Below are 11,933 nucleotides of genomic sequence, written 5' to 3'. Positions count from 1 at the left end.
TCTCCTCCCTTAAGACCCGGAGCCGCCGCACTTGCCGGTGGCAGTGTTGAAGTTGCCGCAGGAAAGCGGTGCGCGCCAATCGGAGATCAGGTCCTTGGAGCCGTCCAGATAGTCGGACCATGCGTCGCCGACGACGAGACCGGAGGTTTCCCAGACGGTTTCGAACTGGCCGTCTTCCTGGATTTCACCGATCAGCACCGGCTTGGTGATGTGGTGGTTCGGCATCATTGCCGAGTAGCCGCCGGTCAGGTTCGGAACGCTGACGCCGACGATGGCGTCGATCACGGCATCCGGCTCGGTGCTGCCCGCCTTCTTGACTGCTTCAACCCACATGTTGAAGCCGATGAAGTGCGCTTCCATCGGGTCGTTGGTCACGCGCTTGTCGTCGCCGATGTAAGCGTGCCAGGCATCGATGAATTCGGCGTTGGCTTCGGTATCTGCGGACTGGAAGTAGTTCCAGGCAGCCAGGTGGCCGACGAGCGGAGCGGTGTCGAGACCGGCGAGCTCTTCTTCACCAACGGAGAAGGCGACAACCGGAATGTCTTCAGCCTTGATGCCCGCGTTGCCCAGTTCCTTGTAGAACGGCACGTTGGCATCGCCGTTGATGGTAGAGACCACAGCGGTTTTCTTGCCGGCAGAGCCGAAGGTCTTGATGTCGGACACGATCGTCTGCCAGTCGGAATGTCCGAACGGCGTGTAGTTGATCATGATGTCTTCTTCAGCCACGCCCTTGGACTTCAGGTAGGCTTCAAGGATCTTGTTGGTCGTGCGCGGATAGACATAGTCGGTGCCGGCCAGAACCCAGCGCTCGACGCCTTCCTCGTTCATCAGGTAATCGACGGCCGGAATGGCCTGCTGGTTCGGTGCAGCGCCCGTGTAGAAGACATTGCGCTGGGATTCTTCACCTTCGTACTGAACCGGATAGAACAGCAGCGAGTTGAGTTCTTCGAAGACCGGCAGAACGGACTTGCGCGAAACGGACGTCCAGCAGCCGAAAACGGCGTCGACGCCGTTGACTTCAATCAGCTCACGCGCCTTTTCAGCAAACAGCGGCCAGTCGGAAGCCGGGTCAACGACAACCGCTTCCAGTTTCTTGCCAAGCAGGCCACCCTTCTTGTTCTGCTCTTCGATGAGCATCAGCATGGCGTCTTTCAGAGTGGTTTCCGAAATGGCCATGGTGCCGGAAAGCGAATGCAGGATGCCGACCTTGATCGTGTCTTCCTGGGCGGATGCGCCGCCGATCATCGTGGAGGCCATCAGGCCTGCCAATGCGAGTTTGGTGAATGTGTTTTTCATGGATGTTCCCCTTTGCTTGACGTCACCGGTTCCCACGCCGGCGATTGGCGGCTGGAAGGTGTGCCGCTGTCAGGAAGGGATCGTGCACTGGCACCACTGCACCGCAACATACGTCAATTGACGTAACCGGCTTGAAAGCCTGCCACGGCGTTCCAGAAGCAAAGACGGCATGAAATGTGCTGAAGAGAGGAGCTGAATAAAAAAACGGGGCGGAAAGCGGGCGATGAAGAACGGCATTTGCCGAATAAATAGTCATATGTCCAGTTATTGGGCATTCGGTGCCGGTGTGGAGGCGGACGCGTGAGGGCGCGCCAACGCATTCTGCCTGTTCGGCGCCAGTACAACAAATGGGTCAACAACCAGACCCTGGAAGACTATGCGCTCAGATTCACCGCCAAGAGCGCGCGCCGCTTTTCCTCACGCGCGATTTCCCAGACGGCGATCGGGGCGATCTCCTTTCTGGCTCTGGAGGCGATCGGTGGTGCGATCACCCTGTCCCACGGAACAGCCAACGCGTTTCTCGCCATACTGGTCGGTAGCCTGGTGCTGTTGGTCGTCGGTCTGCCGATCAGCCGCTATGCCATGCGTTACGGCGTCGACATAGACCTGCTCACGCGTGGCGCCGGGTTCGGCTACATCGGTTCGACGGTTACCTCGCTGATCTATGCCAGCTTCACCTTCATTCTCTTTGCGATTGAAGCCTCCATCATGTCGAGCGCGCTGGAATTCGCGTTCGGTGTGCCGCTCTGGCTGGGGTTTGTCATCAGCGCGGTTGCGGTCATTCCGCTGGTGACCCACGGCATTACCTGGATCAGCCGCTTTCAGCTCGCAACCCAGCCCTTCTGGATCATCCTGAACATCCTGCCGTTCCTCTTCATTGCCTTCACCGACTGGCAGGCCGTCGGCGAATGGTTGACGTTTTCCGGCATCGACCCGGTAACACAGGCGCCGCGTACGACAGCTGGCGGCTGGGACAGTATCAACCTGGTCAGCTTCGGCGCAGCCTCCGCAGTCATTCTGGCGCTGATGGCACAGATCGGTGAACAGGTGGACTTTCTGCGGTTTCTTCCGGCGCAGGATTATGCCCGCCGCCGGCACCGGCTTGCCCTGTTTCTGGCCGGGCCCGGCTGGGTTGTTCTCGGTGCCCCCAAGATGATTGCAGGCTCTTTCCTGGCAGTCCTCGTTTTGTCGCACGGTGTTCCGGTTGATCATGCCGACGAACCCTCGCGCATGTATGCGGTCGCTTTCGGCTACATGATCCCGAACGAAACCGTCGTCCTCTTGCTGATGGCGGCATTCGTGGTGGTGGCGCAGCTCAAGATCAACGTCATGAATGCCTACGCCGGGTCGCTTGCCTGGTCGAATTTCTTCTCGCGCCTCACACACTCCCATCCCGGCCGGGTCGTCTGGCTCGTCTTCAATGTCGGCATCGCTCTGCTGTTGATGGAACTCGGCATCTATCGGTTGCTGGAAGAAACTCTTGGCGTCTTTTCCATCATTGCGATGGCCTGGCTTTCCGCCATTTCGGCTGATCTCTTCATCAACAAGCCGCTCGGGCTGTCGCCTCCGGGAATCGAATTCAAACGCGCACATCTTTATGACATCAATCCGGTTGGTACCGGCGCAATGCTTCTGGCCGCCGGTCTCGCATTGGCCGCGCACTTCGGCGAGTTCGGCAAGACGGCGGAGGCCCTCGCCACCTTTCTGGCGATGGCCATTGCCTTTGTTGCCGCGCCCCTGATCGCTTATGCGACCAGGGGGCGGTTCTACCTGGCTCGCAAACCGCGCCAGAGCTGGCAGAAGAAGGAGCACATCGCCTGTTCGATCTGCGAAAACCCGTTCGAGCCGGAAGACATGGCTTATTGCCCGGCCTATCAGTCGCCGATCTGTTCGCTGTGCTGTTCACTCGATGCCCGCTGCCACGACAGCTGCAAGCCGAAGGCGCGGCTCTCCTATCAGGTCGGCACCGTCGCGGGCCGCATTCTGCCGGAAAACGCGATGGCGTTCCTACAGTCCCGGCTGGGGCGCTATGCGTTCATCTCTGTTCTGTCGAATGCTGCAATCGGCCTGGTGCTCTGGATCATCTACGCCCAGGCGGAAAATCGTCTGGGAGATCCGACCGGCATCATCGGCCAGACGGTGCTGTTGATTTTCTTTGTTTTCGCCATCGTCGTCGGTATTGCCTGCTGGTTCCTGGTGCTTGCTCATGACACCCGGCGGGTCGCCGAAGAAGAATCCATGCGCCAGAACGCGCTGCTTCAGAAGGAAATCGACGCTCACGGTGTTACCGACGCGGCTCTGCAGAAGGCCAAGGAAGATGCCGAGGCCGCCAACCTTGCCAAGAGCCGCTACGTGGTCGGCCTCAGTCACGAACTCAGAACACCCTTGAACGCGGTCATGGGCTATGCGCAGGTGCTGGAACGGGACGACAGCGTGCCGACAGCCCGCAGGCCTGCGATCAGCACAATCCGGCGCAGTGCCGAGCATCTGTCAGGGCTGATCGACGGCCTTCTGGATATTTCGCGGATCGAGGCTGGCAGGCTGCAGATCTATTCCAACGAGATCAACATTCACGAGTTTCTGGATCAGATCGTCGACATGTTCCGCATGCAGGCGGCTGCCAAGGGGCTCGGCTTCAACTATGCGCGCGCACCCAACCTGCCGGTGTTTGTCCGAACCGACGAAAAACGTCTGCGGCAGATCCTGGTGAACCTCCTGTCGAATGCGATCAAGTTCACCTCTGAGGGCATTGTTTCGTTTTCGGTCAGTTACCGGTCACAGGTGGCCAGCTTTGTCGTGTCGGACAGCGGACCGGGCATCGCGCTTGACGAACAGGTCAAGATTTTCGAACCATTCGGCCGCAGCAAGACCGCCGACGGGGCGAAGACACCGGGGTTGGGGCTCGGGCTGACCATCACCAAGCTTCTGACGGAAACCATGGGTGGAGCCATCGCGCTGTCCAGCGAACCGGGGAAGGGCGCTTCCTTTGAAGTGCGGCTGATGCTGGCGGCTGTCGACCGGCCGGTCGATACCATCCGCCTGGAAAGACAGGTGCGAGGCTACGAAGGCGAGCGGAAGACGGTTGCCGTGATCGATGACAATCCGGATCACCGAGCGCTTGTCTGCGATATCCTGAAACCGATCGGATTTGCCGTCGTCGAGGCGGATACGGGCAGGGCCTGCCTGGAGACGGTCGAGCCGCTCCGGCCGGATCTCTACCTGATCGATATCCTGATGCCGGGAATGAACGGTTGGGAACTGGCCGAGGACCTGAGGGACAGAGGCGTCAGCGCGCCGATCATCATGCTGTCGGCCAACATCGGTGACAAGGCTTTGCGGCCGGACGGTCCGGCTCACCATTCGGCAACCCTTGCAAAGCCCTTCGGCATCGGCCAGCTTTACGACCTGCTGCAAAAACACATGGGTGTTGTCTGGACCGAACAGCCGGTCGAGCGAAACCAGGAACCCGCCCGAAAGGATCCCTTGAAATCGCCCGGTGCCGATCACGTCGCCGATCTCATCTCGCTTGCGGAGATCGGTTATGTGGAAGGCATCGAGGCCAAATTGAACGAACTGGCGAAAACGCCGGAAAATCTGCCCCTGATCGATGCATTGAATGTCCATCTCGCCCGGTTCGATTTCGATGCCTACAAAAACGTCTTGAGTGAATTGGAAACACATGACGGATGATCGTCGCGATACGGTCCTTGTGGTCGACGACAGCCCGGAAACGCTCGGCTTCGTCACCGAAGCCCTGAAAAAGACCGGCGTAGCCGTTCTGGTGGCGACCAGCGGCGAAACCGCTCTCAACATCTGCAACAAGGTGACACCGGATACGATCCTGATGGATGCGGTCATGCCCGGCCTCGACGGTTTTGAGACCTGCCGGCAGATCAAGGAAAACCCGGCGCTTCAGCATGTCCCGGTGATTTTCATGACCGGGCTGTCCGAAACGGAACATGTGGTAAAGGCGCTGGAATCCGGCGGGGTCGATTTCCTTACCAAGCCGATCGACGTCGACGAACTGAAGGCGCGGATCAAGGTGCATCTGAAGAATGCCCGGTCGGTTCAAAGCGCGCATGTGGCGCTGGATGCAGCCGGGCGCCATCTGGTGGCCGTGTCTCAGGAGGGGACAGTGCTTTGGTCGACACCGCAAATTCACAACCTGCTGGCAAAGACAGGGGCTGCCGAAACCAGTCTTTTCCGGCTGGGCCGAGCACTGGGGGACTGGCTGGACGGGCCGAATTCCTCCGGCGAGCGTCGCAAGAGTTTCATGCTCGGCTTATCTGAAAACCTGGCAGTGCAACTTCACCCGCTTGGCCGTGTCGGCCCGGACGAAAACCTGTTCCGTGTTACCGCTGAAGACGAAGCCGGGCAGGTCCAGGCGCTGCAGGGCAGCTTTGAACTGACACAGCGCGAGGCGGAAGTCCTGATCTGGATCGCCAAGGGCAAGTCCAACAAGGATATCGGCGAAATTCTGGGTCTGTCGCCGCGCACCGTGAACAAGCATCTGGAGCAGATCTTCGTCAAACTTGGTGTTGAGAACAGGGCTTCCGCTGCCGTTCGCGCAGCAGAGGTGATCTACGCGCTTTAGAACTTCAGGGGAAACGGGTCCTTCGGCTCGATCTGCAATCTGCTTCCGTAATCGCGTTCGATCCGTGAGAATGGCGGGTTTCGGCCATCTGACCTCGAGGTGGCGACCGGCTCGACAAGCACCCGAGCTTGGCCTAAGGATGCATTAAGCCGTTGAAGAACACGAATAACCCACCGGCAATGCGAAGAGGAGCCCGGCATGGCTGAGTTTCGGGAAGTGCGTCGGTCATCGCTGTTACCGGACCGCATCGCAGCAGACATCATGGCGAAAATTCAGGATGGTGAACTGAATCCCGGCGATACGTTGCCGACCGAACATGCACTCGCCGGAACCTTTGGCGTGAGCCGAAATGTGGTGCGCGAAGCCATTGCCAGGCTGCGGTCTGATGGCGTCATTGAATCGCGTCAGGGGCGTGGGGCCATTGTCAAACCTGTTTCGGAGCGCGAAACCTTCCGGGTCGATATCCGCTCACTCGACAAGTCCGGCAACCTTGCGGACCTGTTCGAGTTGCGTGGCCTCCTGGAAATCGAAGCTGCGGGACTTGCCGCGATGCGTCGCACAGGGGCAGATCTCAGGGAGATGCGGGCAGCAGTCGCCATTCTGGAAGGGCACAAGCAGTTCGACGAACAGCGGCTGGAAGCCGACGCCGTGTTTCACCGCGCAATCGGCAAGGCGGCCGGCAACTCCTATCTCTTCGCCATCATCTGCTACATCTCCTCCAGGCTGAAGGAAACCACGCGGGTGACATCCGACATCTACGCCAAGGACGACCTGGTGGAGATCACTTTGGGTGAACATTGCAGGGTGCTTGAGGCCATTGAGGCAGGTGACAGGACAGGCGCCCGGGAAGCCATGGCGGCTCATGTTCAGGGTGCTGCGTCCCGTCTCAATGTGCAGGTCAAGCTGGGCGCCAGAGTTTAGCGCCTCCGGCCCATTTGCCTGCAAGTGGATTGTTCATGCGGTTGATTTCCACGTCAGCAAGCCGACGGTCTCTAGTGGGGGCTCTGGCAGGCAGGGCCTTAGCTGCAGATCAGGTTCGGTATAGTCCTGTTCTTTTTAGGAGCCGTGTCAACTTGTTGGAAGTGCGCTCTGCTCGCATTGCCTCATAGAGCTGCAGATCGAGTTGATTGTGTCTCCTGACGGTGTCGAGCTGACGGTCTGAAAGCGAAAGCGCAGGATAGCGGCTCGGATTGTCCTGCCGCATTGTCAGGGGCAGGCCGGTTTCTTGCGAGATCTTTTCGTAGAGATCCGGCATTTTATCGGTAAATCCCATGATATCCACCGAGCGACCGGTTGAAATAGCCCGTTTGAAAAGATCGTTATGATCGACAATCGGTATTGATTTGGAATCAAGAAATCGGGCGGACAGCTCTTGTCCTGCTGCTTCTATGGCCGCACCACCCAGATATCGGCACAAAGCATTGTCAGGAATTGGCAATCTTCCCTGATCCAGACTTTCAAGCGCTTCTGCCTCTGTCGTTTTTCCGTCTGCGAGAAAATGGCGAATGTGGGAAAGGACACGCTCTACCGGATCACGCAGAACTACGATCGTCAGTGTATTCCTCGGAAGATAATTTCGGACCCAAAAGCCGTAGTGTCCCCGAAACAGGCGATAGTCCGGCTTCTCCTGAAGCTCCTGCAGGGCTTCGTGAAGCGGCGGATAGCGGCCACCATGATGGGAAATCAGCGCCTGAGAGGGAACAACGGCTGCGTCTCCGACAGCCTGTTCCAGCGACAGGCGCAATGAGGTGCCGGCTGTTTTCGGGATATGGCAGAAGAAGATCTTTCTATCAAACTTCAAAAACGTCTCCCTGTTCCTGCAGTGTATTAACTGCATTCGCGCAGATCAGCGCAGTGAAAGGTGCGCCAGACGATCGTGAAAGTTTGAATATCCTATTGCAAAGCTGACGGTTCTTGAAGGGTGTGTTCTTTGCGGGTCACTAAGCGGATTTGCCTTCTGCTGCCCAGAGTGCACCGCGACGGATGATCTCCGTCACCTGGGGAACCTTCAGGTCATCCAGTTCGTGTCCGATGGAGCAGTAGAACACTCGGCCCTTGTCCCAGCGCCGTTTCCAGACAACGGGAATGACGGTGCCCTCGATCCACCACAAATGATCGCCTGAGAAGGTCGTGGTGGCCAGCACGTCGTTGGAGGGATCGACCAGCATGTAGTATTGCTCGGACCTGAGGCGGAAACTCCTGATGCCCTTCACGATCGGATCGTCCGGTTTGCAGATCGTCACGTCGTAGTCGATGTAGTCCTCCCTGGGCTGCAGGTTGTCCGGCCAACCGGGAGGATGGGCAACAAATTGGCCTCCAATCAGGAAGTGGTAGGTCGGCCGGTCGCGGAAGGCATCTCCCATATGTCCGTGCCACCCGGCAATGCCGCAGCCGTTGGCGACGAGCTTCAGCATCCCGTCCTCCTGCGGTTTGGTCATGTTGCCGAATTCCTGCTGGTGACCCGACCGGGCCGAGGACCAGATAGGCGTGATCAGGTCGACATCGGCAAGGTCTTCCGGGCGTTCCAGCGGTTCCATCGTATCGTAGACGGTAACGCTGAAACCATTGTCGCGAAGCAAGGCCTCATACCAGTCGCTGAAATGGGTTGGTGTGTGGCCTTCCCAGCCACCGACAAACAGAACTGCCTTCATTTCAGACCCTTGTTCACGAAAGAAAGAATGGAAGCCATGTCGCGGTCGTCATATCCGGCTGATCCGGCGGCCTTCAGAACCGCATGATTGAGTTCCGCCTGCGGCATGATCACACCGCAAGTGGATGCAAGCTCCAGCGCCAGCCCGACATCCTTGCGGGCAAGTGCGACCGTGAAGCTGACGTCATGCGCAGTCTCATCCAGATAAAGCCCCTTGCGATAGGCGAGAACCGGAGCGGCTGCCGCCGAATTCTCAACGACCTCATAGGCTTGTTCTTTTGAGATGCCGGCTGCTGAGGTCAGCGTAAGGGCTTCTGACAATGTCTGGTTGAGGCCATGAATGAGCATGTTGACGCCGAGTTTCATGGCAGCGCCTGCGCCGGATTTGCCAAGCCAGACGGTTTTCCGGCCAAGAACCTCGAAGAGGCGGGCCAGGTCAGGCACATCAGTTGCTTCTGCTCCTGCCATGATAAGCAGCTTGGCATCCGCCGCCGCTTGTGTGGCACCGGAAACCGGCGCATCGACGAAGCGTCGGCCTTTCTCCCGTGCCGATAGCGCCAGACGTTCTGCCATCGGTACGGAAATGGTACCCATTTCGGCCAGAACCCGACTGCCCCCTGACGCCTCAAGCAGGCCATCCGGCCCGTGATAGACTGTCTCCGCGGCGGTGTCGTCGGCGAGCATGGTGATCACCACATCCGACCGTTCCGCCAGGTCTTTTGGGTTGGCTGCCGAAAAGGCGTTGTGGGCGGCGGCGAAGGCCTGTGCAGTTCCTGCTGTCCGGTTCCAGACGCTCACATCCAGACCGGCGGCGGCCAGATTGGCAGCCATGCGCACGCCCATCCGGCCAAGCCCCGCAAATCCGACCCGCATCAGGCGGCCTTGTCCGGCCGAATGCCGGAAATGGCCTGGATGAGATTGTCTTCGGTAACTTCCTCGGAGGTGAAAGTCCGGATGATCTCGCCGCTGTACATGGCGACGATCCGGTCACTTACATGCAGGACCTCCGGCATTTCCGAACTGATGACGATGACCGCATAGCCCTGGCTTGCCAGGTCGCGGATGAGGTTGTGGATCTCGGACTTGCTGCCGACATCGATGCCGCGTGTCGGTTCATCGACGATCAGAACGCTCGGGTGCATCGAAAGCCACTTGCCGATCACGATCTTCTGCTGGTTACCGCCGGAAAGGTTGCCGGCAAGCTGCTTCCAGCCGGGCGTGCGAATGTCGAGCCGGTCCCGGTACTGGTCGAAAATCGCGATCTCCGCGCCTTCGGCGACGAATGGGCCGGCTTTCAAGTCGTCTACTTGAGGCAGGGTCATGTTGTCCCGGCAGTTCATGCCCAGAACGAGGCCCTGCGTCTTGCGGTCCTCAGGCACCAGCGAGATACCCTTGGCGATGGCATCGGCCGGCGAGTGAATGGCAGTTTCTTGCCCGTTCAGGAAAATAGCGCCACTGCTGGGTTCTCTGAGACCGAACAGCGTTTCGGCGATTTCCGTGCGGCCGGCCCCGACCAGGCCATAAAAGCCGACAACCTCTCCCTTGCGCACTTCGAAGCTGATGTCACGGAAAAGCGAACCACAGGAGAGCCCTCGTACCTCCAGTGCCACATCACCCAGTTCGTGATGGACGGCGTTGCGTGACAGGTCGAGCTTGCGGCCGATCATGAGCTGCGTAATCTCGTCCTCGCTGGTTTCAGCGGTGTTCAGCGTGCCGCGATACTGTCCGTCCCGCAGCACGCTGATGCGGTCGGTGATCCTGAAGATCTCTTCCATCCGGTGCGAGATGTAGATGATGCCGACGCCTTCGGCTTTCAGGTTGTCGATGACATCGAACAGAACCACCTTTTCCGCATCGGTCAGCGAGGCGGTCGGCTCATCAAAGATGACCGCCTTGGCTTCCACTGTCAGGGCACGCGCGATTTCCACCATCTGCTGGTTGGCGATGGAGAGATCGCCGACACGCGTGCGGGCGTCGAAGCCGACTTTGAGCATCTCCAGAATGCGGTTGGTCTGCTCATGCAGCTTTTGCCAGTCGACCCGGCCGAAGCTCTTTCGCGGCAGTTCGCCGAGATAGATGTTTTCGGCAACTGTCAGTTCCTCGGCGAGGCTCAGTTCCTGATGGATGAAGACGATGCCCTTGCTTTTCGCCTGAAGCGGCGACGTCATGACAACCGGTTGCTCGCTGACGATAATCTTGCCTTCATCAGGCTGATAGATGCCGCCAAGCACTTTCATGAGGGTCGACTTTCCGGCGCCGTTTTCGCCCATCAGAGCATGCACTTCGCCGGGCAGGACGGAAAAGGACACACCGTCGAGCGCGCGCACGCCGGGGAAGGTCTTGACGATGCCTTCCAGGCGCAAGGCGGGGGTGGTGCCGGTCATATTCTCAGCTCCTGTTTGCCTTTCAGATTCAATTGGCGGTCGAGGAACAGGACGGCAATCAGGATCAGGCCGATTACCAGATTGACTGTTTCCGTGTCGGCGCCGATGTGTCCAAGTCCTTTTCGCAGAAGCTGGATGGCCAGAACGCCGCCGAGCGTCGAAAGCACGGATCCCGCACCTCCGGTAAGCTTGGTGCCGCCCAGAACCACGGCGGTGATGACCCACAGCTCATAGAGTTCGCCGTCGTTGGGATTGACCGAGCCGGATTCCGAATAGAACACCACGGCAGACAGGGACGCGAGAAAGCCGATGATCATGAAGTTGATCATCATGTGCGGCCCGACGCGGATACCCGCATTGATGGCCGCAGACCGGTTGTCGCCGATGGCATAGGCGTTGCGCCCGTGGATCGTGCGGTTCATCACGAACCAGATCACGGCGGTCACGACGATCAGGAACCAGGTGGCGGTGTGCAGTCCCAGGAAATGGGCTTCGGCGAAATCAACCAGCGTCCAGTTGAGATGAGATGTGGGCTGTTCGCCATTGTACATGAACACAAGCCCGCGATAGCCGAGCATGGAACCGAGCGTGACGATGAAGGCATCGACACCGGTCTTCCAGACGATCAACCCGTTCAGAGCGCCCAGAACGATCCCTGTCAGCAATGCCAGTCCCCAGGCAATGGGAATGACGCCGTCGCCGAGGCCGGCGAAAACCGGCCAGGTCATGCTGTCGAGCAGGACGACGGCGCTCAGGGCAAAGGTCGCTCCGACGCTGAGGTCGATATTGCCATTGATCATGATGATCGTCATGCCGATGGCGATGATCCCGATGGGGGCTGACTGCTTGAACAAAAGCAGCATGTTGTCCACGTCCATGAAGGCCTTGTCACTGAGCGACAGGAATTCGCCCGCGACCGAGAAGAAGACCAGCTCGACGAGAATGAAGCCCCAGATCGCGCCGCGTTTCAGAAAAGTGCTCAAGGTTCCCGGTTCCATCAATCCCTCCC

The 11,933-nt window shown here is 58.9% G+C and carries 9 protein-coding genes; 3 read left to right on the top strand and 6 right to left on the bottom strand.

Annotation, left to right across the window (positions count from 1 at the left end; genetic code table 11):
- Positions 1-9: 9 nt before the first annotated feature.
- Positions 10-1,296, bottom strand: a complete 1,287-nt coding sequence (gene urtA / locus B0E33_RS04920) for an urea ABC transporter substrate-binding protein (RefSeq protein ID WP_031269634.1) — start codon at positions 1,294-1,296, stop codon at positions 10-12.
- A gap of 300 nt (positions 1,297-1,596) precedes the next feature.
- On the opposite strand from urtA, the gene B0E33_RS04915 reads away from it, so the two are divergent.
- The 3 genes from B0E33_RS04915 to B0E33_RS04905 all read left to right on the top strand — a co-directional run bounded on the left by B0E33_RS04915 (position 1,597) and on the right by B0E33_RS04905 (position 6,811).
- Positions 1,597-4,986, top strand: a complete 3,390-nt coding sequence (locus B0E33_RS04915; RefSeq protein WP_077290587.1) for a hybrid sensor histidine kinase/response regulator — start codon at positions 1,597-1,599, stop codon at positions 4,984-4,986.
- Positions 4,976-5,890, top strand: a complete 915-nt coding sequence (locus B0E33_RS04910) for a response regulator transcription factor (RefSeq protein ID WP_023001723.1) — start codon at positions 4,976-4,978, stop codon at positions 5,888-5,890. Before B0E33_RS04915 ends, B0E33_RS04910 begins: the two co-directional genes overlap by 11 nt.
- Before the next feature lie 198 nt (positions 5,891-6,088).
- Positions 6,089-6,811 (top strand): FadR/GntR family transcriptional regulator, encoded by a 723-nt coding sequence (locus B0E33_RS04905; RefSeq protein WP_055658202.1) that lies wholly within the window; start codon positions 6,089-6,091, stop codon positions 6,809-6,811.
- 109 nt (positions 6,812-6,920) lie between these two features.
- Here B0E33_RS04905 and B0E33_RS04900 read toward each other — a convergent pair whose 3' ends face one another.
- From B0E33_RS04900 to B0E33_RS04880, 5 genes are all read right to left on the bottom strand, one after another.
- The gene (locus B0E33_RS04900) at positions 6,921-7,691 is read right to left on the bottom strand and encodes a sulfotransferase family protein (RefSeq protein WP_167579492.1); all 771 of its coding nucleotides are present in this window, start codon (positions 7,689-7,691) and stop codon (positions 6,921-6,923) included.
- A 139-nt stretch (positions 7,692-7,830) separates the two neighbouring features.
- The gene (locus B0E33_RS04895) at positions 7,831-8,541 is read right to left on the bottom strand and encodes a ThuA domain-containing protein (RefSeq protein ID WP_077290585.1); all 711 of its coding nucleotides are present in this window, start codon (positions 8,539-8,541) and stop codon (positions 7,831-7,833) included.
- The gene (locus B0E33_RS04890; RefSeq protein WP_077290584.1) at positions 8,538-9,413 is read right to left on the bottom strand and encodes an NAD(P)-dependent oxidoreductase; all 876 of its coding nucleotides are present in this window, start codon (positions 9,411-9,413) and stop codon (positions 8,538-8,540) included. Before B0E33_RS04890 ends, B0E33_RS04895 begins: the two co-directional genes overlap by 4 nt.
- Positions 9,413-10,924 carry a sugar ABC transporter ATP-binding protein gene (locus tag B0E33_RS04885; RefSeq protein ID WP_077290583.1) on the bottom strand — a complete coding sequence of 504 codons (1,512 nt, stop codon included), beginning with the start codon at positions 10,922-10,924 and terminating at the stop codon, positions 9,413-9,415. The genes B0E33_RS04890 and B0E33_RS04885 overlap by 1 nt, the downstream gene beginning before the upstream one ends.
- On the bottom strand, positions 10,921-11,922 hold the full coding sequence (locus B0E33_RS04880; RefSeq protein ID WP_023001717.1) for an ABC transporter permease: 1,002 nt from the start codon (positions 11,920-11,922) through the stop codon (positions 10,921-10,923). The genes B0E33_RS04885 and B0E33_RS04880 overlap by 4 nt, the downstream gene beginning before the upstream one ends.
- Positions 11,923-11,933 lie beyond the last annotated feature (11 nt).

Source organism: Roseibium algicola, from assembly GCF_001999245.1.
GTDB classification, from domain to species: Bacteria; Pseudomonadota; Alphaproteobacteria; order Rhizobiales; family Stappiaceae; genus Roseibium; species Roseibium algicola.
The sequence above is the reverse complement of the archived record's forward strand: the minus strand, read 5'-3'. Positions and strand labels throughout refer to the sequence as shown.